This window comes from Micromonospora sp. NPDC047762 (assembly GCF_043204655.1).
Classification (GTDB): domain Bacteria; phylum Actinomycetota; class Actinomycetes; order Mycobacteriales; family Micromonosporaceae; genus Micromonospora.
Genome location: NZ_JBIDCQ010000004.1, coordinates 598,734 through 622,272, shown reverse-complemented (window position 1 = coordinate 622,272; position 23,539 = coordinate 598,734). Strand labels below are relative to the sequence as shown.

Below are 23,539 nucleotides of genomic sequence, written 5' to 3'. Positions count from 1 at the left end.
GGAACGACCGCCAGCAGCCTCAACGACAGGGAGTCCGCCTCCGATGTACGCGATCGTCAAGACCGGCGGCAAGCAGTACAAGGTCGCCGAGGGCGACGTGATCGAGGTCGAGAAGCTCACCGGTGCCCCCGGTGACGCGGTGAAGCTCACCGCGGTGCTCCTCGTCGACGGTGACGACCTGGTGACCGACGCGGCGAAGCTTGCCGAGGTCGCGGTGTCCGGCGAAATCGCCGCGCACACCAAGGGCCCGAAGATCCGGATCCACAAGTTCAAGAACAAGACTGGCTACCACAAGCGCCAGGGTCACCGTCAGCCGTTGACCCAGGTCAAGGTGACCGGCATCTCCAGCGGGAAGTAGGTCGTCCTCCAATGGCTCACAAAAAGGGTGCGTCCAGCTCGCGTAACGGTCGTGACTCCGCGGCCCAGCGACTCGGCGTGAAGCGCTTCGGTGGTCAGGTCGTCAGCGCCGGTGAGATCATCATCCGGCAGCGTGGCACCAAGTTCCACCCCGGTGACCTGGTCGGCCGTGGCGGCGACGACACGCTGTTCGCGCTGTCCGCCGGTGCGGTCCTGTTCGGCACCAAGCGCGGTCGCAAGACCGTCAGCATCGTTCCGCAGCAGTAGTTCTCTTCGCTCAAGCGGGCCGCGGACCTCCGGGTCCCGGCCCGCTTAGCCTTTTTCGCGTAGTGCGAGGTTGGACCTCGCTGGAAGGATTGACGCCGTGGCAACGTTCGTTGACCGGGTCGTTCTGCATCTGCAGGCCGGCGATGGCGGGCACGGTTGTGTCTCGATCCACCGCGAGAAGTTCAAGCCCTTCGGTGGACCGGACGGCGGCAACGGTGGGCACGGGGGCAGCGTGTCCCTGGTGGTCGACCCGCAGGTGACCACGCTGCTCGACTTCCACTTCCACCCGCACGTCAAGGCCGACAATGGCAAGGGCGGCGCTGGCTCGAACCGGGACGGGGCCAACGGCCGCAACCTGGTGCTCAAGGTGCCCAACGGCACAGTGGTGCAGACCTCCGACGGCACGGTGCTGGCCGACATGGTCGGCGCCGGCACCACCTTCGAGGTCGCCCGTGGTGGGCGCGGCGGGCGGGGCAACGCCTCGCTGGCCAACGCCAAGCGCAAGGCGCCCGGCTTCGCCGAGCTGGGGGAGCCCGGCGACCAACTGGACATCGTGCTGGAGCTGAAGAGCGTCGCCGATGTGGGCCTGGTGGGCTTCCCGTCCGCCGGCAAGTCGTCGCTGATCTCGGTGATCTCCGCCGCGAAGCCGAAGATCGCCGACTACCCGTTCACCACCCTGGTGCCCAACCTCGGCGTGGTCCGGATGGACAACCACACCTTCACCGTCGCGGACGTGCCGGGCCTGATCCCCGGCGCGGCCACCGGTAAGGGCCTCGGCCTGGAGTTCCTGCGGCACATCGAGCGCTGCGCGGTGCTGGTGCACGTCATCGACTCGGCGACCCTGGAGCCCGGCCGCGACCCGGTGGCCGACATCGACGCCATCGAGGCGGAGCTGAGCCAGTACGGCGGCCTGGCCGACCGCCCACGTCTGGTCGCCGTCAACAAGGTCGACGTGCCGGACGGTCGCGACCTCGCCGAGATCGTGCGCCCCGACCTGGAGGAGCGCGGTTACCAGGTGTTCGAGGTCTCCGCGGCCACCCGGGAAGGGCTCAAGGAGTTGACCTACGCGATGGCCGAGCTGGTCGACGCGGAGCGTAAGGCCGCTCCGCCGGCCGAGCCGACCCGGATCGTCATCCGCCCGATCGCGGTGGACGACGACGGTTTCACCATCACGGCCGAGGCGGACGGCTCGTTCACGGTGCGCGGTGTGCGGCCGGAGCGTTGGGTCAAGCAGACCAACTTCGACAACGACGAGGCGGTCGGCTACCTGGCTGACCGGCTGGCCCGGCTCGGGGTGGAGGACAAGCTGGCCAAGGCCGGCGCGCAGCCCGGTGATCTGGTCCGGATCGGCGCGCGCGAGTTCGACTGGCAGCCGACGCTCTTCGCCGGCGTGGAGTTCGTGCCCGGTAACCGGGGCACCGACGTCCGCCTGGAGGAGAAGTCGAACCGGGCCTCCGCCGCGGATCGGCTCGCCGCCCGGAAGGCTCGCCGCGTGCGGCCGGAGGATGAGGTGGGCGCGGACCTCTCCGACGACGACATCGACGATGACATCGACGGCGAGGACGACGCCGAGTAGTTCGTTGCGCTCCGTGGTGGGGTTGATTTCCGGAAACCTCCGCGAAATCCACGCGTCCTAGCGTGGGGTGATGCTGATCGAGTCCCGGCCTGCCACCGATCCGGAGATCACCGCCATGGTCATCGCGCAGCAGCGTGAGCTGCGCGAGGCCGATGGCGGGTTGGACGGGCAGGTCTTCGTCCCCCATGACGACGTCCACTACCTGGCGGTGGTGCTGAACGGTCGGGCGGTCGCCTGCGGCGGGCTCCAGGCACTTGATGCCGAGACCGGCGAGGTCAAGCGGATGTACGTCCGGCCCGCGTTCCGGGGGCGGGGGATCGGTCGTCACTTGCTCGCCGCGCTGGAGGAGTGCGCGTTCCGGCAGGGGCAGTCGGTGGTCTGCCTGGAGACGGGCACCTACCTGCCGGCCGCGATCGCTCTGTACTCCGCGTGTGGCTACCAGCAGATCCCGGTGTACGGCGAGTACGTGGGCAACCCGTACAGCGTCTGTTTCGCCAAGCGGTTGCCGGTCGCGGCCTGACGGCCGCGTCGCCGCTGCTGGCGTGCTCGACGGTCACCGGCTTCGGCCCGGCCGAACCCCGCTGCACCGAAACCCAGGTCAGTGCCGGTTGGCGGGGTTGTCCAGGCGTCCGCCGGTGCCGGCCTGGTTCGACAGCAGCAGCCCGAGCGCGAGCATCCCGAAGCCGAGCGCCAGGTGCAGCCAGTTGTCGGCGTCGTTGACCGGCAGGATGTTCGCTCCGCCCTCCGGGTTGACCGCCTCGATCGCCAGGCCGTACAGCCAGAGAGCGAGGTAGACCGCGCCACCGGCGGCCAGGAAGACGCGGGCACCGGCGACGCTTCGGGCCAGCACCAGGCCGACCAGCCCGAAGAGCAGATGCACCACGTTGTGCAGGATCGACACCTGGAACAGCCCGAGCAGGTGGGCGTCCGAGTGGTGCCCGGCGAACCTCAGCTCGCCGTAGTCGGTGGTGATGCCGGGGATGAAGCCGAGGACGCCGATCAGCAGGAAGACCCCGGCCACCACCAGCGCGGCCAGCTGGACCCGGGGTCGGGGACCGGCCGCTCGGCCGCCTCGTGCGTCTCGTGCCATCGCTGCCCCCTCCGTGGATCTGCCGATCTCGCGAACCTCACTGTCCGCAGCGGCGACGTGACGCAGCCCGACGATCCTCCATTTTGAAGACCAACCAGGGGGCCGCGCAGATAAATGCACGAAGAGGTATGGAAGCCGAAACGCAGGGTAGGTCAATGGTCAGCGGCCGCGGCAACGGGCCGCATCCCCCCAGCACAACCGCGACGACTTTCTGAGCGGAAGGGAAATCATGACTTACGATCTTTCACCTACGTCTTCCACGTACGGGCAGCAGTCGACCAACGGCGGTGGCGTCCGCGACCAGGCGCGCCAGGTCGGGTCGGAGGCCGCGCAGGCTGGTGGCGCGGTCGCCCAGACCGCCAAGGAGCAGGGCACCGAGGTCGGCCGTGAGGCGGCCCGGCAGGCCCGCAACCTGTACGGCGAGGCCCGCAGTCAGCTGGCCAGCCAGACCGGTGAGCAGCAGCGCCGGGCTGCCGGCGGGTTGCGTTCGCTGGCCGACGAGATGCGCTCGATGGCCGAGCAGGGTGGCCAGGCCGGCCCGGTGAGCGAGCTCGCCCGCCAGGCCGCCGACCGGGTGCACGGCGTCGCCGGCTGGCTCGAGGAGCGTGAGCCCGGTGACCTGATCACCGAGGTACGCGACTACGCGCGGCGTAACCCGGGCACCTTCCTGGTCGGCGCGGCGGTGCTCGGTGTGCTGGCCGGCCGGCTGACCCGTGGCATCTCGGCTGCCGGCGACGACTCCGGCAACGGTTCCTCGAACTTCCGGGGCGCCGGGGCGTACGACCCGGAGCAGACCGCTGTGATCCCGACGCCGCCGCCCGCGCCCCGCGCGGTGCCGGACGCCGTCCCGCCGGGCGGCTACCTCGACCCGACCCCCGGTACGCACACCCCGTCGACGTCCGGTGGCTACGCCGACCAGACGCCCGGTACCTACGCCGACTCGGCGCCCGGTGACTACGCCGAGCCCACTCGGGGCGACCACCCGGAGCACTCCGGCACCGGTCAGCCGCTGCCGCCGGTGACCCAGACCGACCCGCTGCCGGGCGTGCCGTCCAGCGGCAGCCCCCGCCCGTGAGCCGCCGAGTCATCCGAAGGGAGGCGACGGCATGAGCATGCCGACGCAGGGGTCCGGACTGGACTCCGGTTACCACCCCGACGCGGGTGCCCCGCACACCGCGTCGGAGGTGAAGAGCAGCTCCCTGGGTGACCTGATGCGTCAGGTCACCACCGACCTGTCGACGCTGATGCGTCAGGAGGTCGAGCTGGCCAAGGCCGAGATCCGGCAGGAGGGCAAGAAGGCCGGCAAGGCCGCAGGCCTCTTCGGCGGTGCCGGCTTCGGTGGCTACATGGTGGCCCTGTTCGTGTCCATCGCCGTCTGGCAGTTCCTGGACAACGTCATGGACTCCGGCCTGGCCGCGCTGATCGTGGCCGTGATCTGGGCAGTGGTCGCCGCGGTCCTCTACTCGATGGCCAAGAAGAACGCCCAGCACGTACGCGGGCTCAAGCAGACGAACGACAGCGTGCAGCGGATCCCTGACGCGCTCAAGCCGCACCCGGAGGGAGTCACCCGATGAGCACCGATCCCGATCAGATCCGCCGGGAGATCGAAGCCACCCGTAACAGTCTCAGCTCCGACGTGGACGCGCTGGCGTACAAGGTCAGCCCGAGCCGCATCGTCGACGACCGCAAGCAGCGGGCCCGTTCCGCTCTGCAGAATGTGAGGGACAAGGTCATGGGAACCGCGTCTGACCTCGGCCACGGCACCGGCCAGGCCGCCCACTCGGTGGGTGACCGCGCCTCGTCGGCGGCCTCCAGCGTCAGCGACGCCGCGCACTCGGCGGCGACCACTGTCAGCGACGCCGCGCACAGCGCGCCGCGGGTGATCCGGCAGAAATCCCAGGGCAACCCTCTCGCCGCCGGCCTGATCGCGTTCGGGGTCGGCTGGCTGGCCTCGTCACTGATCCCGGCCTCCCGTCGCGAGCAGGAGGCCGCCGCCCAGGTGAAGGCCAAGGTCAGCGAGCACAGCGGGGCGGTGAAGGAGAAGCTGAGCGAGGTGGCCAGCGAGCTGCGCGAGCCGGCCCAGCAGGCCGCCGAGTCGGTGAAGTCCACCGCTCAGGACGCCGTGCACGCGGTCAAGGACGACACGAAGTCCGCCGCCCACCAGGTCAAGGACCACGCCACTCCCTGAAACACCCCCTCACCAGCACGACAGCTCGCGGTCACCCTCGGGTGCCCGCGAGCTGTCGCGTTGAGGTCAGCGCCGATCTTGCGGTTTCGGCTGGAGTTCTGTGCGTCTACCGGCGGTAATGTCCCAACCGGAAGTGCAAGATCGCGGGGAGCGGTGGGTTGCGCGGGGCGGGGTTGGCGGCTCGGCGGATTCGGGTGTCGCCGTAGCGGACGCCGCCCAGCAGGAGGCGTCGGGTGACCGCCAGCCAGCCGCACACACCACGTTCCAGCAGCCAGAGTGGGGCCGCCAGCGCCGTGCCCGGCGGGAACACCCGGGTGCCGCCGGCGCGGCGGCGACCCGTCTCGGCCAGGGCGACGACACCGGCCACCGCGCCGAGCAACAGCCTGGGGCGGCGCGACGCGACCGCCACCGCCGGGAGCACCGCGAGCGCGGTCAGCAGGCGAGCCGGCTGAGCCAGATCGTCGTACGCCTGACGCACTCGTTGACCACGGAAATGCGCGGCGTCCGGAGGCAGTCGGCGGACGTACAACCAGGCCGGAGTCGCCTCGGTGCCGCCGTACCCGCGCACCGTGCGGATCAGCTCCAGGTTCTCGAAGAGCACGTCCGGGTCGTACCCGCCCATGGCGAGGAAGGTGCTGCGCCGCACGGCGAGGGTGCCCGGGTAGTCCGCCCCGAGCGCCCGGTTGAGCAGGGTGCGGCCGGTGTCCCACCAGGCGTGCCAGGGCAGCGGGTCGAAGTAGTTCTGCGGTCGTACCAGGTCGGCCCGGTCCAGCAGCCGGTGTACCGCGGTCAGCGCGGACCCGTCGTACCGGACGTCGTCGTCGGCGATCACCACGTGCTGGTGGCCGGCCGCGCGGACGCCGGTGTGTACGCCCAGCACCTTGCCGTTGAGCCCACGCTCACCCGGATCCGGTGGAAGGTGCCGGACCAGCCCTCGCCACGCCTCGGCGTGTCGGGCGAAGACAGGCGGAGGCGAGCCGTCGACCACGAGCACCTCCACCCGGTCACCCAGCCAGCGCAGGTAGTCGGTCAGCTCGGTCAGGCCGGTGTCAGTGTGCCAGCGCAGCGGCAGCACGTACGTCATCGGTAGGCGGGTCGGTGGGGCTTCGGTCCGCCGTTTCACGTCGTCACCTCGACCACGCACGATCATCGTCCGTTCGGGAGGAATGGCGGACGTTGGTGAGGGTCAGCCCGAGGGGCGGCAGCGCGGGCATCCGGTGCAGATCCAGGGCCAGGTTCTGGACCGGCACGTCGTAGCGCATGGTGGTGGTCAGGTTGGTGACCGCCCGCTTCATCAGGTCGATGGTGATCCACTCGCCGGCGCAGCGGTGTCCGGCCCAGTGGTCGCCACCGCCCTGCGGGATCAGCTCGAACGGGTCCACCCGGCGGCCGGCGAACCGCTCCGGGCGGAACAGCTCCGGTTGTGGCCAGAGCGTCGGGTGGTGGTTGGTGCCGTAGAGGTCGAGCAGCACACGTCGACCCTTCGGGAAGTGGTGGCCCTGCCAGTCGAAGGACCGCCGGACCCGGGCCGCCGCCATCGGAAAGAACGGGTAGTAACGGCGTACCTCCTGGACGAAACGCTCGGTGGACTCGTCGTCGTCGCGGACCCGTTCCCGCCATCCCGGATGGTCGTGCAGGGCGAGCGCGGCGAAGGTCATGTACTGGTCGACGGCGACCACCGGGCGCAGCACGTTGAGCAGCTCCACCGCAGCGAACCGCCGGGGCAGGAGGTTGCCGCGCCCGTCCCGGTGTTCGGCGATCACGGCCAGGGCGCTGCCGGCCGGCGCCGGGGCGAAACCGACCCGGGTCCGTTCGACGAGGTCGGCGAGCCAGCGTTCGGCGCGGTACCGGGCGATCCGTCCCCGCCAGTGTCGGGGTCCCATCACCGCCGGGGCCTCGATCATGGCGTGCAGCTCGACGGCGCGGCGTTCGACCTGTGACGCGGGCAGCGGAATCCCGGCCCAGGCGCAGACCACCCGGGTCAGCAGCCGACCCAGCTCGTCGTAGAGCGACACCGGACCGGCGCGCTCCCAGGCGGCGACCCGGGTCCGCCACTCGTCGTCGAAGAGCTGACCGAGCCGCTGGATCGCCGCCGGCGTCATGATCGACATGAACATGGCCTTGCGGTCGACGTGCTCCGGCCCGTCCAGCCCCTGCACCCCGCCCCTCCCGGTCAGGGTCCGCTGCACGCGCAGCGGCATGGCGGTGGCGCGCTGGAAGCGGTCGTCGTCGTAGAACAACTCCGCCGCCGGCCGGCCACGCAGGCAGATGGTCGGGGCGAGCAGGATTCGGGTCTCGAAGACGTCGCTGCCGTACCGCTCGCAGCGCTCGCCGATGAACCGGTAACCGGCGCGGAGCAGCGCGAGGGTGCTGTCCGGGCTGCGGTCGGCCGGCATGGTCGCCATCGGGTCTCCTCACGCGCAGGTGGGCTGGTCGCGTTTGGCGCTGCGCTTACCCCCGTCGTCGCCGCTGAACCCCGCTCGGCTGGCCCCTCCCAGGGACGGCGGAACCTGGTTTGCTGGTGAAACGAGCACGGGGAGGGCGGATGCGCGACAACAGAGCGCCGCACTGGCGGCAGCGGCGAGTGGCCGGGGCACTGGGCGGAGGCCGCGACGGGCGGTCCCTGATCGGGCCGCCTCGGCGGCCCACCCGTCCGCATCGGTTCTTCACTGTGCACCTGGGCTTCACCGCGCCCGGCCCGGCCGAGGCGCGCGAGCTGGCGGTGGCGTACGCGGAGGCGCTGAGCCTGCTGCGGTCGGAGGTGGCACTCGGTGCGGCGGCCCTGTCACCGGCGGACGCCTGGCAGCGGGCCGAGCGGCTGTTCTGCGGGGCGGTCGGCCCGGACGGGGAGCGCTGCGTCGACGTCACCGACCATCCCGGTTTCCACCACGCCCCGGGCCCGGGTGGCCTCGGTTGGGGCGACGGCGACGGCCCCGGCGATGGTTGACCGCCAGCCCCGGGTGGCCGACCCGGGAGTGCGCCGGCCAACCCGCCAGCGTGGCCGTGCCGGTGTCCCGACCACGGGCACCGGCACGGCGATCCACCACCGACTGGTCGGCGGGCGCGGTCAGTCCAGGTCGAACTCGCCGTCCTGCGCGCCGGCCACGAAGGCGTCCCACTCGGCCTGGGTGAAGACCAGCACCGGCCCGTTCGGCTCGGCCGAGTTGCGCATCCCGATCAGATCGTCGACGAAGGCGACCTCGACGGCGCTGTCGGAGGTGTCCCCCTCGGCCCGCTGCCAGACCGCCCGAGAGAGGTCGAAGTCGCCCTTGGGGTGCTGCGCCATGGTTCTTTCCTCCAGTGCCGAGGGTCGTGTGGTGACCGGGTGCCGATCCCCATCGGGCAGGATAAGCGGATGCCGAGCCTGACCCGTGTAGAGGCGACCGCGCGTGGCGCGGCGATTACTGTCGAGTCCTATCAGGTGGACCTCGACCTGACCGCTGGCGGCGACCTGTTCCGCTCCCGCGTCGAGATCCGGTTCCGGGCCACCGCCGGCGCCGCGACCTTCGTCGAGGTCAGGCCCGTCACACTGCACGGTGTACGCCTCAACCACCGTGACCTGGACCCCGGCCTGCACACCGACAACCGGTTGCCGCTCGACGGGCTGGCCGAGGAGAACACGCTCGTCGTCGAGGCCGACATGGCGTACTCGAAGACGGGGGAGGGGATGCACCGCTTCGTCGACCCGGCCGACGGCGAGACGTACCTCTACGCCATGTCGTTCCTCGACAACGCGCAGCGCATCTTCGCCGCCTTCGACCAGCCCGACCTCAAGGCCCCGATCACCCTCTCGGTCACCGCGCCGTCGCAGTGGATCGTCGCGGGCAACGCCGAGCTGGCGGCCAACCCGGCCCCCGGGCGTTGGGAGTTCGCCCCGAGCGAGCCCCTGGCCACGTACTTCTTCTCGCTGATCGCCGGGCCGTACCACGTCCGGCGGGCCGAGCACGACGGCGTGCCGCTGGGCATCTACTGCCGCCGGTCGCTCGCCGAGCACCTGGACGCCGACGCCGACGAGATCTTCGACGTCACCCGGCAGTGTCTGGACCGGTTCCACCAGCTCTTCACCGAGCGCTACCCGTTCGGCAAGTACGACCAGGCGTTCGTGCCCGAGTTCAACGCCGGGGCGATGGAGAATCCCGGCATCGTCACCTTCCGCGACGACTATGTGTTCCGTTCGGCGGTCACCGACACCGAACGCGAGCAGCGGGCCACCACCATCGCCCACGAGATGGCGCACATGTGGTTCGGCGACCTGGTCACCATGCGCTGGTGGGACGACCTGTGGTTGAACGAGTCCTTCGCCGAATACCTCGGCACCCGGGTCACCGCCGAGGCGACCCGCTTCGACCAGGCCTGGACGACCTTCGCGATGCGACGCAAGGCCTGGGGCTACGCCGCCGACCAGCGGCCCTCCACCCACCCGATCGCCCCGCCGGAGGTCGTCGACGCCGAGGCGGGCCTGCTCAACTTCGACGGCATCTCGTACGCCAAGGGCGCCAGCGTGCTGCGGCAACTGGTCGCGTGGCTCGGCGACGAGGCTTTCCTCGCCGGCCTGAACGCGCACTTCGCCGCACACCGCTTCGGCAACGCCACCCTCGCCGACCTGCTGGCCAGCCTCTCCGCCAGCAGCGGAAGGGACCTGTCCGACTGGGCCGAGCTGTGGTTGCGCCGCCCGCAGGTCAACACGCTGCGTGCCGAGGTCGCCGTGGACGCGGACGGTCGCTACAGCGAGGTGGCAGTGGTGCAGACCGCGCCCGAGTCGTACCCGGTGCTGCGCCCACACCGGATCGGCGTGGGCCGCTACTCGATGGACGGCAGCGCGCGGCGCGACGAGGTGGACATCGATTCGAACGCCGACGGGGGTCGTACCGTTCTCGGTGCGTTGACCGGCGAGCCGGCGGCCCGGTTGTTGCTGCTCAACGACGGTGACCTCACCTTCGCGAAAGTTCGCCTCGACCCGGCGTCGGCGGGCGCCGTCCCGCAGGTGCTGCCCGTTCTGACCGACCCGCTGGCCCGGGCGGTGCTCTGGCGCGAGGCACTGGACGCGACGATCGACGGCGAGCGGCCGGTCACCGGCCTGGTCGACCTGATGGCCGCCGCGCTGCCCGCCGAGACCGAGGTGATCATCGCGGAGGACGTCCTGACGCTCAGCCGGTCCCTGGTCGACCGCTACCTCGACCCGCTGACCCGCTCCGCGGCGCTGGCCAGGGTCGCGGGGACGTGCCAGCGGCTGCTCGACGGCGCACCGGCCGGGCAGTCTTTGCAGCTCGCCGCCGCACGGGGTTGGATCGCCGCGACCACCGACGCGGATCTGCTCGTCGGTTGGCTCGCCGGCCGGGACGTGCCAGCCGGTCTGAAGGTCGACGCGGAGCTGCGCTGGGCGGTGCTGCGCCGCCTGGTGGTGCTGGGTGCCGCCGGCGAGGCGGAGATCGCCGTCGAGGCCGCCGCCGACAACAGCTCCACGGGCGCGGAACGGGCCGCCCACTGCCGGGCGGCACTGCCCGACCCGGTGGTCAAGCAGGCGACCTGGGAGATCATCGTGCGGGACACCGCACTGTCCGGTCGGCTGTTGGAGGCGATCGCCGAGGGGTTCTGGCAGCCCGAGCAGGCCGACCTGACCGCCGCGTACGTCGATCGGTACTTCGCGGAGATGCCGGCCGCCGCGCATCTGCGTACCCCCTGGACGGCCGACCGGGTGGCAGCCCTGGCGTTCCCCCGCTACGCCGTGGCGCAGCCCACCCGGGAGGCGGCCGCGGCGCTGCTGGCCCGCGACGACCTGACCCCCGGCCTGCGCCGGGTGGTGACCGACGCCGACGACGACCTCCGTCGCGCGCTGGTCGCCCGGACGGCGGTGGCCGCCGCCTCGGCCTGACCGCTGCCCGCGCCTCCTGACGCCGTGGGTGGCCGGCCCGCGCCTCGCGGCCGGCCCGATCGCCGGCCGCGAAGGCGATGGCCGCTGCGGGGTGGCTGGCCGGCCACCCCGCAGTCACCGCTCAGCGCAGGGCGGGCTCCACCGTGACCGGCGAGTCCCAGTCGATGACGTAACGCTGCTCGTCGGCGACGGTCTTCTCCGGGTCCAGCACGGTGCGCACCATCAGCGGCATCAGCAACGGCATCAGTGTCCGCGCTACCGCACCGGGGGCCTTCGCGTGGTTGATCCGGGCCGCGCGGGCCGCGACCTTCTCCACCCGGGCACGCCGCAGCCGCACGTACGCGGCGAACGCCGCCTGGACGTCCGGCAGGTCCCGCAGGCAGCGGGCGAGTTGCACGGCGCTCTCGATGGCCAGCGACGCACCCTGCCCCGAACTGTTCGACGGTGCGTGCGCGGCGTCGCCGACCAGCACCATCCGGCCCCGATACCAGTGCGGCACGGGCGGCATGATCTGCAACGACCCGACCACCTGGAGATCGTCGGCGTTGCTGGTCGCCATCAACTCCCGGCCCGGGTCGTCGTCGCCGTAGGCGGCGCGCAGCGTGTCCAGCCACTGCTCCGCCGGCAGCGCCCGGGCCTCGACGAGGCTCATCGGCCGCTGCTGCGGCAGGTTGGCCCCCCACCGGGTGCCGCCGCCCGGCTCCGGCCAGTACAGGTAGTAGCCGCGCCGGCCGAACGCGAACGTCATTGTGCCCGGCTCGGCGTCCACGTCGTGCCGGGCGACCGCCTCGAAGCCGAGCAGCCCGGTGAACCGGGGGCCGGGCGCGGCGGGGTCGATGAGACCCCGGACCGTGGAGCGGATCCCGTCCGCGCCGACGAGGATGTCCGCGGTCGCGGTGCTGCCGTCCTCGAAACGTGCGATCACGCCGTCGCCGGTCTGCTCGGCGTCGACCAGCCGCTTGCCGTACGCGAACGGCACGCCCTCGGCGAATGCCTGGTCGTGCAGCACCTGGTACAGCTCGGCCCGGTGCACCACGCGCAGCGGCGGCACCCCGGTCAGCGTGGGCATGGCGATCCGACGCCGGCCGACGGCCAGAGCGCTGCGTTCGATCGGTGTGGCGATCGCCGTCACCGCCTCGTGCGCGCCGACCGTACGCAGAGCCGCCACGCCGTTGGGCGCGAGGGCGAGGGTTCCGCCGATGCCGCTGGCCGTGGTCGGGTACGCCTCGTAGACGGTTGCGGTGATGCCGGCGCGGCGCAGCGCGAGCGCTGTCACCGGCCCGGCGATGCCACCGCCGATGACGATCGCGGTTCGTACAGTGGTCATGCTCTCTCCCTGGTGTGGTCGTCGGTGCGCGGGCGCGCGGACCTGGTGTGGTCGGTGCGCGGGCGCGCGGACCTGGGAGGGAGCCCGGTTATCCTCGTGGTTGCCGCTTCGGGCCGGGTGCCTTCCCAGGCGTCGGTTCGGGGTCAGGGCCCCGGTGAGGTGTTGGCGCACCTCGCCGGGGCCGCTCTTCAGCCGGTGGTGTCGGTGCCTGCCTCCGGGGTGGGGGTGTCGGGGTTGGACTTCGGGGCGAGCCTGCTCTCGGCCAACTCGGTCAGTTCGGCCGGCATCTCGCCCGTCTCGTGGAAGGCCCGCCAGGTGTCCAACCCGGGGTAGGTCCCCGAGGTCAGCTCCGCGAGCAGCGCCCGCAGCCAGTCGGCCTCCGCGTTCCGGATGGCGAGGTCGTACTCCGACTCCACCAGGAACAGCCGAGGGATCTCCCGCAGGTGCGTGTCGAGCGTCTCGCGGTCCTGGCGAAGCGCGGCCTCCAGCAGGTCGAGTCGTTGCCGCAGCAGGCCGGTGGCCTCGTCCGGGTGCAGCGCGGCGAGCACCGACAACCCGGCCCGGAAACGGGGATGCTCCGCCATCGGGGTGGAGACCAGCTCGCGGGCCCAGTCGACCAGCTCCGCCCGACCGGCGTCGGTGATCCGGTAGACGGTGCGTTCCGGGCGTCGGCCCTCGCGCACGTTCTCCACCGCCTCAATGAGGTGGTGTTTGTCCAGGTTGCCGATCACCGTGTAGAAGGACCCCCACTTGAAGTCCATGTCCTGGTCCTTGCCCCAGCCCCGCAGCGCGGTGGCGATCTCGTACGGGTGCATCGGCCGCTGGACCAGGGCGGACAGCACGGCCAGCGCCAGCAGGTTGCCGACCTTGCGCCGCTTCGGCACTGTGACCCCCTCGCTCGTCAACGGTTACTCGTCGACGAATATACGCTGACGCGCGAAGAACGGCGACCCCCTGGCAAGCTGAGCCGAGTCGACCACCGTGCGGCGTCGGGGTGGTCGCGGCGCGCTGGACCGTGGGCTGGAGTGAGGTGACGTACGGCGGGGACGGGCCGGGACGGTCGGCCACGATGCTCGGCCTACGATCATCGGGTGGAGGAAGATATCCGGCGGATCGGGATCATGGGTGGCACCTTCGACCCGATCCACCACGGGCACCTCGTCGCGGCCAGCGAGGTGGCGGACCGGTTCGGCCTGGACGAGGTGGTCTTCGTGCCCACCGGGCAGCCGTGGCAGAAGGCCGACGAACCGGTCAGCCCGGCCGAGGACCGCTACCTGATGACGGTGATCGCCACCGCCTCCAACCCCCGCTTCCAGGTCAGCCGGGTCGACATCGACCGTAGTGGGCCGACCTACACCGTCGACACGCTGCGTGACCTTCAGGCCGAGTACGGCCCGAAGGTGCAGTTGTTCTTCATCACCGGCGCCGACGCCCTGCAACGCATCCTGTCCTGGAAGGACCTGGATGAGATCTTCGAGCTGGCCCACTTCGTCGGCGTGACCCGGCCCGGCTTCCCGCTGAGCGACAAGCATCTCCCGGCGGACACCGTCAGCCTGATCCAGGTGCCCGCGATGTCCATCTCGTCGACCGACTGCCGCGCCCGGGTCGCCCGAGGTGAGCCGGTCTGGTACCTGGTGCCGGACGGTGTGGTGCAGTACATCGCCAAGCGGAGCCTCTATCAGCGCTGAGCACGCCCGTTATGACCAGGTTCGTGGCGCTAACCGACCAGAACTGGACGATCGGGGTGCCGCCGGGTATGAGACGCTTGGAGGATCGCACGCTTGATCGAAGGAGAACGGTGACAGTTTCCGAACGCGCTCACGAGCTGGCTATCGCTGCCGCCCAGGCCGCCGCCGACAAGAAGGCGCAGGACATCACGATCATCGACGTCGGCGACCAGCTCGCCATCACCGACGCGTTCGTGCTCGCTGCTGCCCCCAACGAGCGTCAGGTGCTGGCCATCGTCGACGCCATCGAGGAGCGCCTGCTGGAGCTTCCGGAGAAGGCGAAGCCGGTGCGGCGCGAGGGCGAGCGTGGTGGCCGCTGGGTGCTGCTCGACTACGTCGACGTCGTGGTGCACGTCCAGCACACCGAGGAGCGCGAGTTCTACGGGCTCGACCGCCTCTGGAAGGACTGCCCCACCATCCCGTTCGTCGATCGCGACCTGGTCGAGGCCGACGCCAGCGGGTCCGCCGCCGCCGAATGACCCGACTGATCGTCTGGCGGCACGGCAACACCGACTGGAACGCCGCCAACCGCGTCCAGGGGCAGCTCGACGTACCCCTCAACGAGCGTGGTCGCGACCAGGCTCGCGCCGCCGCGCCGCTGCTCGCGGCGCTGCGGCCCGACGCCATCGTGGCCAGCGACCTGAGCCGCGCCGCGGAGACCGCCGCCGCGCTCGCCGCGCTGACGGGCCTGCCGGTCCGCACCGACGCCCGGTTGCGCGAGCGGCACTTCGGCCAGTGGCAGGGCCTGCACCTCACCGAGGTCGCCGAGCGATTTCCCGACGAGTACGCGCGCTGGCGGGCCGGCGACCCGGACCCGGGCGCGGATCTGGAGCCCCTGCACGACCTCGGCGAGCGGGTCGGTGCCGCGCTGCGGGAGGCGGCCGAGGCCGCAGCCGGCGGCACGGTGGTGATCGCCACCCACGGTGGCGGCTCCCGACAGGGCATGGGCCATCTGCTCGGCTGGGACACCGGTGTGCTGCGCTCCGTCGGCTCGTTGGCCAACTGCCACTGGAGTGAGCTACGGCACGACGACAGTGCGCCGGCCATCGGGCGTCCCCAGGACGTCAGTGGCTGGCAGTTGCGGGCGCACAACGTCGGCCTGATCACCGCCCCGGTCGCCGTCGACGCGGTCTGAGCACTCACGCCTCGGCGTTCGCGGCCTCGATCGGCTAGCGTGCCGGGCATGCCCGTCGCGGTTGTCATCGACTCCACCGCCTACCTTCCGTCCGAGCTGGTGCAGGCGCACCGGCTGACCGTCGTGCCGTTGACCGTCGTGCTCAACGGCGCGGAAGGGCTGGAGGGGGTGGAGACCCAGCCGGCCGACGCCACACGGGCGTTGAGCGCCCGCCGGGTCACCGCGACCACCTCCCGCCCGGCACCCGAGCAGTTCGCCCGCACGTACCGCCGGCTGCTCGACGCCGGTGCCGACGGGATCGTCTCGGTGCACATCTCCGCCGCGCTGTCCGGCACGGTGGAGGCCGCCCGGCTCGCCGCCGCCGACCTGGACGGTCGGGTCGAGGTGGTGGACAGCCGCTCGGCGGGCATGGGGCTGGGCTTTCCGGCCATCGCCGCCGCCACCGCCGCCGAAGCCGGCCACGACCTTGCCGCCGTACGCGACGCGGCGCTCGCCGCCATCGCCCGCACCACGGTCTGGTTCTACGTCGACACGCTGGAGTTCCTCCGCCGGGGCGGCCGGATCAACGCCGCCGAGGCGTTGGTCGGCACCGCGCTGTCCGTCAAGCCGATCATGCACATGCCGGACGGGGCGATCGTGTTGCGCGAGAAGGTTCGCACCGCCAGCCGGGGAGTGGCCCGTCTCGTCGACCTGGCCGTCGAGGCGGCCGACGGCGACGACGTGGATCTCGGGGTGCACCACCTGGCCGCGCCGCAACGGGCCGAGGCGTTGCGCGCCGCACTGACCGAGCGGTTCGGCGACCGGCTGCACGACACGTACGTCTCCGAGGCTGGTGCCGTCGTCGCCGCGCACGCCGGGCCGGGCCTGGCCTGTGTGGTCGTCCACCGCCGCCCGGAGGGCTGAGCGGTGTCCACCTCACAGGTGGTGACCGGAGGCGGTCGCGGTGTCGGCCGGGCCGTGGTGGAACGGCTGCTGGCGACAGGCGCCACCATCGTCGTACTGGAACGCGACGCCGACGCGGTCGACTGGTTGGCCGACCATCCGGCCGCCGATCGGCTCGTCGCGGTGGTCGGCGACGCCGCCGACGAGCAGGTGGCCGAGCACGCCGCCGAACTGGCGGACCGCGCCGCGCCGCTGACCGGCTGGGTGAACAACGCGGCGGTCTTCCGCGACGCCACGCTGCACTCCGCGTCGGCCGACACGGTACTGGACCTGATCGGGTTGAACCTGCGGCCAGCCGTGGTGGGCGCGGCGGTCGCCGTCCGCCGATTCCTCGCCCGCGAGGCCGGCGGCGCCATAGTCAATGTCTCGTCGCACCAGGCCCGGCGACCGGTGTCCGGTGCCCTGCCGTACGCGACGGCGAAGGCCGCGGTGGAAGGGCTGACCCGGGCGCTGGCAGTCGAGTACGGGCGGCACGGCATCCGGGCCAACGCGGTAGCGCTCGGCTCGATCGCCACCGAGCGGCACGCCGCATTCCTCGCCACCCAGGAGCCCACCCAGGCCCAGTGGATCGACGCCGAGTTGACCCGACTGCACCCTGTGGGCCGCATCGGGAGGGCCGAAGAGGTGGCCGAGGCGGTCGCGTACCTGCTGTCACCCGCGGCGAGCTTCGTCAATGGAGTGACGTTGCCGGTGGACGGCGGACGGGCCGTGCTCGGCCTCGACCCAGAGGCCCGCTGACCGCCTAGATCGCTCGGCTTCTAGCTGTCCGCGACGAAGACGCCCTGCCCCTGCTGACCGTAGATCAGGTTCCGCTCGTGTAGCTCCTTGACGGCTCGATAGGCCGTGGAGCGTGCCACGTTGTAGAGCTCGCCGATCTCGGACACCGATGGCAGTTGTTGGCCAGGCGAGTATTCGCCCGAGCGGATTTTCTGCTCGATGTCATCCGCTACGCGGCGGTAATGCGGTGGTCTCGTCGGCATGAGCGGCTCTCCCGGACTTCAGCAGAGATCATGTTTCCAGCCCAGGCGTGATCGAGGCAAGGCGGCAACGCGGCAAAGTGGAGATAGTGAGAACTTGACTACACCGAGACAGTAGATACAGTGAGACAGTGGCCGGGTGCTCCTGGACTTCAGCACTCCTGAAGTGTCCGGTCTGCCCGCCCTGAGGGAGTTCATCGCAAGGCTTCGACCCCCGGGGCGGGCCACTTCGGATCGCGCGGAGGCGCCGAACATGCCAATCGATGAACCGGTGTCAGCGGCGACCGAACTGTTCATGGCGAGGCGGGTGCTGGATGCTCACTGGAGCCGGGCGATCGACCTGCCGTGGCGGGCGGGCGGGTGCCTGGAGTGCCGAGGACACAGCGACTGCCGGCAACTCGAATGGGCGTTGGCGCTTCTGGCAGAAGTCGCCTCGGTCATGCTCCAGAAACGGTGAATGATCCCTGCCCGCGCCGCTGTGTTAGCCTCCGTGCGCGCCCCAGATGGGCCTACCCCCGGAGGTTCTGGCTACTTCAGCCACCACGCCGAGATCAACGCGATATTCGCGTCTCTCGTGCGGGATCCGGGGCGTCGGTGCCCTCGGGGGTTCGTCATCTGCGTGGTTGGGTGAACGCTGCTGGGCCTCCGGTCGGGTCTTCGGATCGACCGGGAAGAAGACGGCACGGATGACAGTCACGTTCAACCACACCATCATCGCCAGCAAGGACAAGAGCGCCTCGGCGGCGTTCTACCGGGAGCTGTTCGAGCTGCCGGAGGCACCGTGGTGGGGGCCGTTCGCCAACGTCCAACTGGATGAGGGTGTGCTGCTCCAGTTCGCCGAGCCGCCGGTGGACATCCAGATGCAGCACTACGCGTTCCTCGTCGACGACGAGTTGTTCGTGCGGTGCCTGGCGTTCGTCGAGGGACGTGGCATCACGTACTGGGCCGACCCGCAGCTGAAGCGGGAGGGGGAGACCAACACCGAGCACGGTGGACGGGGCTTCTACTTCTTCGACCCGGCGGGACACGCCATCGAGATCATCACCCGCCCGTACCTGTAGCAGGCCCGTCGGCCGGTCGGGCGCTGTCGCCCCACCGGCCGTCAGCCCTGCTGCTGAGCCTCGTGGGTCGTGGGGTCCGCGCCCTCGCCCGGGCGTACGGGGTTGGTCAGATGGAACCCCGACGCCGCGAAGTTGGCCCTATGCTCGCGATCGGACAGCACGAACGTTCCGCCCCGCTGCTCTGGCTGCCAACCACTCTTCAGGCCGCAGATGATGACCTCCCGCACGTCGGCGGGTGTGGGGTAGCCGTTGTCGACAACGTACGGGCCGGGGGCCGACAACAGATCCGCTTCGAGTTTCTGGCTGTTCTTCCCGCCGGATCCCCAGGCGCGAACGTAGACGGCCCGGTGGTAGAAACCGTTGACCTGCACGCTGTGCAGCGCCGCGCGCCACGTGAAGGTGTGCCCGTCGATGTGTATCTGCCGTAGTCGAGCCCGCACTCAGCCGTACTCTACTTCGCGCTCCTCAATGGACCGACCGGGATGTGCAACCTGATCCTCCTTCCGGTCGTCTTCGCCGTCCTCGCCGCGTTCTGCATGCTGGCCGGTCGGCCCTGCCCGACGCTGACGCACCGCAATGATGGCGACCCGCCCGGACGATCTGAGGCCACTCATTGAGTCAGCGCTAGGCCGGCCTGGCGCGCAATACCTGAGTCGTTGCCTACCGGACCTACGCTGCGCCCATGAGGGCTCTCGGTGTTCGTCGATGGGTCAACCCGTTGGCCGGGGTGTACCTGGTGGTGTTCACCGTCACCCAGGCGGTCGGGACCGTGGGAGCGACAACCTGGATCCGAGCCGAGGACACCATCATCCCAGCCCTCTTATTGTGGTGCGTCTCCCTGGCGGTGGCCGTGCGGGTGACCTCGCCCGGGATGCCACCGCACGTGGTCCTGCTGGTCCTCGCTTCGCTGGTCAGTGCCTTTCTCATGCTCGTTGCTGCCCAGGGATTGTGGTCGGCTGTGCTCACGCATCGCGGCGAGCGGGTCGTAGCCACCGTCATTTCCCTGCGCGATGAGACGGGGAAGGTTCATCAGCTTCACTACACCCTCGCCGATCAGCACAATCAGCGCATTCCCGGGGAATTGGGGCGGTGGCCAGGGAATCCCACTGGAGCGTCGGACAAGCCAGAAGGGGCAGTGGGGCAACGAGTCACGGTGGTGCGTGATCCCCAGGGCCTGGTCGACCCGCGGCTGCCGGAAGAACTCGTCGAAAGCGAGAGCGGGTGGCCCCTCTGGCCGGGCATCTTCGCCGTCACCGCTGTGCTCAGCATGCTGGCCGCCGGCCGACGCGCGATCAACGGTGACGGAACGACAGGCTCAAGGCGGCGTCGACCTGCTGGACGCACTGCTGCCAAGACTGGCACTCGGCCGCGGCGGAAGCGCACGCGGGGAAGGACCGGTCGCCGGATATCCGGCCCGCCGGGCTCGGAGCCTTCGCCTCGCCAGGCGCGCCCCCAGTCCTGAAACGCAGCTTGGTTCCTCCTCTGGCGTCCGGGGCCGGCTCTGACCAGACCAGGCCCAACATGCTGACCCCTTAGCAAATCGATGCTTGATCAGGTAGTTGTCCACAGTGAGGTTGGCCATCCACAGGGCGGTGCCGCCGCACTCCACCGTCTCGGCCGCCGTCATAGCGTCGCGTTGTGTCGCACGACGAGGAGACAGAGGTACGCCAGCGCCTGCGCCGGTTGACGGAGACGGTTGTCGCACCGTTACCCCGGCCCGAGGCGTCGGCCGCGGGCGTACCCCCGTTTGGTGCGCCGCTCGTGGACGCAACCCCGGGTGGCGTGTTGCCGTCCCAGCTTGCGGCATCGGTCGCGGAGCCAGCACCGGACGGCCTTGCGGTCCCGCCCGAGTCTCGGTTGCCCGGCCCGTCGGCGTTCGACCCTGGGCGGCGGGGCGTGCGGGCGTTGGCGGTGGTCGCCGCGGTGGTGGTCTTGGGCGCGGCAGGTTGGGCCTGGCAGGCCCGGCCGCAGTCGGAGACGGTCGTCCCACTGGCCAGCGACGCCGCGTCGGCCGCACCGGCCGGTGACCCGAGCGTGTCCAGCTCCGGCGAGTTGGTGGTGGCGGTCGCGGGCAAGGTCCGAAAACCCGGTCTGGTACGCCTGCCGGCCGGGTCCCGGCTCGCCGACGCGGTGCAGGCGGCCGGCGGCGCGCTCCCGGGGGTCGACGTGGCGCTGCTCAATCCCGCCCGCAAGGTCACCGACGGTGAGCTGATCGTGGTCGGGGTGACGCCAGCGCCGGTGCCGGGCGGTGCGGCCGGGCCTGCGGCGGGCGGTGCGGCTCCCGCCGCCGGGCCGGTGAACCTCAACACCGCGACACTGGCGCAGCTCGACGCGCTGCCCGGGGTGGGGCCGGTGCTCGCCCAACGGATCCTCAGCCACCGGGATCAGCACGGCGGGTTCAAGTCCGTTGGCGACCTACGCCAGGTCGACGGGATCGGCGATGCCCGTTACGAGCAGCTCAAGGACCTGGTGACGGTGTGAGCGAGTCCGCCGTCGCCGCTGACCCACCGCAGGTCGGCGGACCCCAGCCCGCACCGCCGGCTGGGCCTTCTCAGGCCGTGCCGCCGGCCGGGCCGGCTCAGGCCGCGCCATCGGCAGGGTCGGCTCAGGCCGCGCTGTTGGCCGGCGGGACCCGGTCGGAGCCGCCGGATCTGCGACTGGCAGGGCTCGCCGTGGCGGCGTGGCTCACCGCGCTCGCCGGGCTGCACCTCGGCAGCCGCGCGGTTCTGCTGGTGGCCGGCGCGGCGGTCGGTCTGACGGCGATTGGTGCTGTCCACCTGCTCGGCCGTCTCGGCCGTCCCCGAGCCATGGCGCTGCGCTACGGGTGGGTGGCCGTGGCGGTCGGCCTCGGTGTGGTCTGCGGGGGTGCGGCCACCGCCGCCCAGCTCGCCGTGCGCGACGCGCCGGCGATCCGTGCCCTGGCCGAGCAACGCGCGCCGGTCACCGCCGACCTGGTGGTCCGGGACGACCCGCGCCCGATCCGGAGCGCCGGGCGACCGGGGATGCTGCTGGTGTCGACCGAGCTGGTCCGGCTCACCGGCCCGGATGGTCGACGGATCCACGCGTCGGTGCGGCTACTCGTCCTGGCGACCGACCCGGCGTGGCGGGGCCTGCTGCCCGGGCAGCGCCTCACCGTTGACGGTCGGCTCGGCGTTCCGCGCGGTGGCGACCTCACCGCAGCGGTGCTCAGCACCAATGGCCCACCGGAACGGCACGGCAAGCCGTCCTGGGCGCAGCGCGCCGCCGGGACGCTGCGTACCGGGCTGCAACGGGCTTGCGCGCCGCTGCCCGATGACCCCGGCGGGCTGCTGCCGGGTCTGGTGGTGGGCGACACCAGCCGACTCCCACCCGCCGTCGAGGCGGACTTCCAGGCCACCGGGATGACACACCTCAATGCGGTTTCCGGCTCCAACGTCGCGATCGTGGTGGGTGCGGTGTTGTTGCTGGCCCGGTGGTCGCGCGCCGGCCCGTGGCTCGCCGCCGCGCTGTGCGGGGTGGCGCTGGTGGGGTTCGTCATTCTGGTCCGTCCGTCGCCGAGCGTCGTACGGGCCGCCACGATGGGAGCGATCGGGCTCGCCGCGCTCGCCGCCGGTCGACCTCGGGCAGCGCTGCCCGCGCTGGCCGCCGCCGTGACCGTGCTGGTGCTCGTCGACCCCGAGTTGGCCGGGGATCCCGGGTTCGCCCTCTCCGTGCTGGCCACCGGTGGCCTGCTGCTGCTCGCGCCGCGTTGGCGGGACGGACTGCGTCGGCGAGGCGTTCCGCCTGGGCTGGCCGAGGCGTTGGCCGTGCCGGCGGCTGCCCAACTTGCCTGCGGCCCGGTCGTCGCCGGGATCTCCGGCACTGTGAGCCTGGTGGCGGTGCCGGCGAACCTGCTGGCGGTGCCGGCCATCGCGCCAGCGACAGTGCTGGGCGTGCTGGCGGCCATGATGTCGCCGATCTGGCCGGCCGGCGCCGAATTCGTCGCGTGGCTGGCGAGTTGGCCGGCCTGGTGGCTGGTGGTCATCGCCCGGCACGGAGCCCGACTGCCAGGTGGCACCCTGCCGTGGCCGGGCGGGGTGCCCGGTGCCCTGCTGCTGACCGGGCTGACCGTCGCGCTGCTGATCGCGGTGCGCCGGCCACTCGTACGCCGGCTGGTGGCAGTGGTCGGGGTAGCCGCCGTGCTGGGTGCCCTGCCGGTTCGACTGGTAGCCGCCGGCTGGCCGCCCGCCGGTTGGGTGGTGGTGGCCTGCGCGGTGGGGCAGGGCGACGCCCTGGTGCTCCCGGTCGGCCCCGGCCGGGCCGTGGTGGTGGACGCCGGGCCGGAACCGGGTGCGGTGGACGGTTGCCTACGTCGGCTCGGCGTACGGGAGGTGCCTCTGCTGGTGATCAGTCACTTCCACGCGGACCACGTGGGCGGGGTGGCCGGGGTGTTCCGGGGACGGCGGGTGGGTGCCGTGCTGACGCCGTCGTCCACCGACCCGGAGAGCGGTCGGGACCTGGTTCGGGCGGCGGCCACCGGAGGGCGGGCCGCGCTGCTGACCACCGTGGCCGGCGCTCGTCACCCGGTGGGTGGGGTCGACCTGCTGGTGCTCGGCCCGCCGTACCCGCTGGCCGGGACCAGGTCCGACCCGAACAACAACTCGCTGGTGCTGCGCGCCACAGTGGCCGGGGTGCGGATCCTGTTGGCCGGCGACGCGGAGACCGAGGAGCAGCACGCGATGGTGGCGCGGGCGGCCCCCGGCGAGTTACGGGCGGACGTGTTGAAGGTCGCGCACCACGGTTCGGCGTACCAGGACCAGGGTTTCCTTGATGCGGTGCGGCCGGCGGTGGCACTCGTGCCGGTGGGCACGGGCAACACCTACGGGCACCCGAGTCCGCGGCTGCTCGCCCAACTGGGCAGGGGCGGCGTGCGGGTGCTGCGTACCGACACGGACGGCGACGTGGCGGCGGTCCGGACGGGCGGCGGTCTGGCGGTAGCCCGGCGAGGTGTGCCCGCCGGCCGGCAGCCCTGACCCCCGTGGGACGGCGGGCCGCCGATCAA

At 71.6% G+C, this 23,539-nt stretch carries 27 protein-coding genes; 19 read left to right on the top strand and 8 right to left on the bottom strand.

The features are described from left to right. Positions 1-43: 43 nt before the first annotated feature. From rplU to ACGF3C_RS16925, 4 genes are all read left to right on the top strand, one after another. The gene (gene rplU / locus ACGF3C_RS16940; RefSeq protein ID WP_007464063.1) at positions 44-358 is read left to right on the top strand and encodes a 50S ribosomal protein L21; all 315 of its coding nucleotides are present in this window, start codon (positions 44-46) and stop codon (positions 356-358) included. Between the two features lie 11 nt (positions 359-369). Beyond that, the gene (gene rpmA / locus ACGF3C_RS16935) at positions 370-624 is read left to right on the top strand and encodes a 50S ribosomal protein L27 (RefSeq protein ID WP_007464062.1); all 255 of its coding nucleotides are present in this window, start codon (positions 370-372) and stop codon (positions 622-624) included. A gap of 97 nt (positions 625-721) precedes the next feature. Then, complete coding sequence (gene obgE, locus ACGF3C_RS16930; RefSeq protein WP_393222785.1) at positions 722-2,200, top strand: GTPase ObgE; 1,479 nt, start codon at positions 722-724, stop codon at positions 2,198-2,200. Between the two features lie 70 nt (positions 2,201-2,270). Then, on the top strand, positions 2,271-2,720 hold the full coding sequence (locus ACGF3C_RS16925; RefSeq protein ID WP_393222782.1) for a GNAT family N-acetyltransferase: 450 nt from the start codon (positions 2,271-2,273) through the stop codon (positions 2,718-2,720). A 78-nt stretch (positions 2,721-2,798) separates the two neighbouring features. Here the strand turns inward: ACGF3C_RS16925 and ACGF3C_RS16920 are convergent, their stop codons facing one another. Next, positions 2,799-3,290 carry a DUF4383 domain-containing protein gene (locus ACGF3C_RS16920; protein WP_357224235.1) on the bottom strand — a complete coding sequence of 164 codons (492 nt, stop codon included), beginning with the start codon at positions 3,288-3,290 and terminating at the stop codon, positions 2,799-2,801. Positions 3,291-3,519: 229 nt separating this feature from the next. Between ACGF3C_RS16920 and ACGF3C_RS16915 the strand changes: the two genes are divergently transcribed. Genes ACGF3C_RS16915 through ACGF3C_RS16905 form a run of 3 tightly spaced genes read left to right on the top strand, consistent with a single transcriptional unit; the run spans position 3,520 to position 5,478 of the window. Then, entirely contained in the window at positions 3,520-4,365 is an 846-nt protein-coding gene (locus tag ACGF3C_RS16915; protein ID WP_393222778.1) for a hypothetical protein, read from the top strand. A gap of 31 nt (positions 4,366-4,396) precedes the next feature. Beyond that, a complete protein-coding gene (locus ACGF3C_RS16910) occupies positions 4,397-4,864 on the top strand; it encodes a phage holin family protein (protein WP_357224227.1) in 468 nt (155 codons plus the stop codon). Further along, on the top strand, positions 4,861-5,478 hold the full coding sequence (locus ACGF3C_RS16905; RefSeq protein WP_355009310.1) for a DUF3618 domain-containing protein: 618 nt from the start codon (positions 4,861-4,863) through the stop codon (positions 5,476-5,478). Before ACGF3C_RS16910 ends, ACGF3C_RS16905 begins: the two co-directional genes overlap by 4 nt. A gap of 106 nt (positions 5,479-5,584) precedes the next feature. Here ACGF3C_RS16905 and ACGF3C_RS16900 read toward each other — a convergent pair whose 3' ends face one another. Beyond that, the gene (locus ACGF3C_RS16900; protein WP_357224225.1) at positions 5,585-6,601 is read right to left on the bottom strand and encodes a glycosyltransferase family 2 protein; all 1,017 of its coding nucleotides are present in this window, start codon (positions 6,599-6,601) and stop codon (positions 5,585-5,587) included. Between the two features lie 4 nt (positions 6,602-6,605). Further along, positions 6,606-7,883: a cytochrome P450 gene (locus ACGF3C_RS16895; protein ID WP_393222772.1), complete on the bottom strand. Its 1,278-nt coding sequence runs from the start codon at positions 7,881-7,883 to the stop codon at positions 6,606-6,608. 140 nt (positions 7,884-8,023) lie between these two features. Here ACGF3C_RS16895 and ACGF3C_RS16890 point away from each other — a divergent pair, with 140 nt between their 5' ends. Next, positions 8,024-8,425 (top strand): hypothetical protein, encoded by a 402-nt coding sequence (locus tag ACGF3C_RS16890; protein ID WP_393222769.1) that lies wholly within the window; start codon positions 8,024-8,026, stop codon positions 8,423-8,425. 120 nt (positions 8,426-8,545) lie between these two features. Here the strand turns inward: ACGF3C_RS16890 and ACGF3C_RS16885 are convergent, their stop codons facing one another. Next, entirely contained in the window at positions 8,546-8,764 is a 219-nt protein-coding gene (locus ACGF3C_RS16885; protein ID WP_124817462.1) for a DUF397 domain-containing protein, read from the bottom strand. A gap of 69 nt (positions 8,765-8,833) precedes the next feature. On the opposite strand from ACGF3C_RS16885, the gene pepN reads away from it, so the two are divergent. Further along, positions 8,834-11,350 carry an aminopeptidase N gene (gene pepN, locus ACGF3C_RS16880; RefSeq protein WP_393222766.1) on the top strand — a complete coding sequence of 839 codons (2,517 nt, stop codon included), beginning with the start codon at positions 8,834-8,836 and terminating at the stop codon, positions 11,348-11,350. 121 nt (positions 11,351-11,471) lie between these two features. On the opposite strand, the gene ACGF3C_RS16875 is transcribed toward pepN, so the two are convergent. Both ACGF3C_RS16875 and ACGF3C_RS16870 read right to left on the bottom strand, forming a co-directional pair. After that, positions 11,472-12,677 (bottom strand): FAD-dependent monooxygenase, encoded by a 1,206-nt coding sequence (locus ACGF3C_RS16875; protein WP_393222763.1) that lies wholly within the window; start codon positions 12,675-12,677, stop codon positions 11,472-11,474. Between the two features lie 188 nt (positions 12,678-12,865). Further along, positions 12,866-13,582, bottom strand: coding sequence for a PadR family transcriptional regulator (locus ACGF3C_RS16870; protein WP_393222760.1), 717 nt, complete (start codon positions 13,580-13,582; stop codon positions 12,866-12,868). 186 nt (positions 13,583-13,768) lie between these two features. Here ACGF3C_RS16870 and nadD point away from each other — a divergent pair, with 186 nt between their 5' ends. The 5 genes from nadD (at position 13,769) to ACGF3C_RS16845 (ending at position 17,219) form a co-directional block, all read left to right on the top strand. Then, positions 13,769-14,365 carry a nicotinate-nucleotide adenylyltransferase gene (gene nadD / locus ACGF3C_RS16865; protein WP_355009302.1) on the top strand — a complete coding sequence of 199 codons (597 nt, stop codon included), beginning with the start codon at positions 13,769-13,771 and terminating at the stop codon, positions 14,363-14,365. 110 nt (positions 14,366-14,475) lie between these two features. Further along, positions 14,476-14,883 carry a ribosome silencing factor gene (gene rsfS / locus ACGF3C_RS16860; protein WP_357225731.1) on the top strand — a complete coding sequence of 136 codons (408 nt, stop codon included), beginning with the start codon at positions 14,476-14,478 and terminating at the stop codon, positions 14,881-14,883. Next, a complete protein-coding gene (locus ACGF3C_RS16855; protein ID WP_357225728.1) occupies positions 14,880-15,539 on the top strand; it encodes a histidine phosphatase family protein in 660 nt (219 codons plus the stop codon). The genes rsfS and ACGF3C_RS16855 overlap by 4 nt, the downstream gene beginning before the upstream one ends. A 48-nt stretch (positions 15,540-15,587) precedes the next feature. Then, entirely contained in the window at positions 15,588-16,442 is an 855-nt protein-coding gene (locus ACGF3C_RS16850) for a DegV family protein (RefSeq protein ID WP_357204667.1), read from the top strand. A gap of 3 nt (positions 16,443-16,445) precedes the next feature. Then, positions 16,446-17,219, top strand: a complete 774-nt coding sequence (locus ACGF3C_RS16845) for an SDR family NAD(P)-dependent oxidoreductase (protein WP_393222755.1) — start codon at positions 16,446-16,448, stop codon at positions 17,217-17,219. A gap of 20 nt (positions 17,220-17,239) precedes the next feature. On the opposite strand, the gene ACGF3C_RS16840 is transcribed toward ACGF3C_RS16845, so the two are convergent. After that, a complete protein-coding gene (locus tag ACGF3C_RS16840; protein WP_091409860.1) occupies positions 17,240-17,461 on the bottom strand; it encodes a GntR family transcriptional regulator in 222 nt (73 codons plus the stop codon). A gap of 136 nt (positions 17,462-17,597) precedes the next feature. Between ACGF3C_RS16840 and ACGF3C_RS16835 the strand changes: the two genes are divergently transcribed. Both ACGF3C_RS16835 and ACGF3C_RS16830 read left to right on the top strand, forming a co-directional pair. Beyond that, positions 17,598-17,915 carry a hypothetical protein gene (locus tag ACGF3C_RS16835; RefSeq protein WP_357225716.1) on the top strand — a complete coding sequence of 106 codons (318 nt, stop codon included), beginning with the start codon at positions 17,598-17,600 and terminating at the stop codon, positions 17,913-17,915. A 229-nt stretch (positions 17,916-18,144) separates the two neighbouring features. Continuing rightward, positions 18,145-18,519: a VOC family protein gene (locus tag ACGF3C_RS16830; protein ID WP_357225711.1), complete on the top strand. Its 375-nt coding sequence runs from the start codon at positions 18,145-18,147 to the stop codon at positions 18,517-18,519. A gap of 41 nt (positions 18,520-18,560) precedes the next feature. Here the strand turns inward: ACGF3C_RS16830 and ACGF3C_RS16825 are convergent, their stop codons facing one another. Then, positions 18,561-18,959: an integrase gene (locus ACGF3C_RS16825; RefSeq protein ID WP_357225708.1), complete on the bottom strand. Its 399-nt coding sequence runs from the start codon at positions 18,957-18,959 to the stop codon at positions 18,561-18,563. Between the two features lie 242 nt (positions 18,960-19,201). Here ACGF3C_RS16825 and ACGF3C_RS16820 point away from each other — a divergent pair, with 242 nt between their 5' ends. The 3 genes from ACGF3C_RS16820 (at position 19,202) to ACGF3C_RS16810 (ending at position 23,510) form a co-directional block, all read left to right on the top strand. Beyond that, positions 19,202-19,981: a hypothetical protein gene (locus tag ACGF3C_RS16820; protein WP_357225706.1), complete on the top strand. Its 780-nt coding sequence runs from the start codon at positions 19,202-19,204 to the stop codon at positions 19,979-19,981. 176 nt (positions 19,982-20,157) lie between these two features. Further along, complete coding sequence (locus ACGF3C_RS16815) at positions 20,158-21,000, top strand: helix-hairpin-helix domain-containing protein (RefSeq protein ID WP_357225702.1); 843 nt, start codon at positions 20,158-20,160, stop codon at positions 20,998-21,000. A gap of 134 nt (positions 21,001-21,134) precedes the next feature. Beyond that, a complete protein-coding gene (locus ACGF3C_RS16810) occupies positions 21,135-23,510 on the top strand; it encodes a ComEC/Rec2 family competence protein (protein WP_393222890.1) in 2,376 nt (791 codons plus the stop codon). The last annotated feature ends 29 nt before the right edge of the window (positions 23,511-23,539 follow it).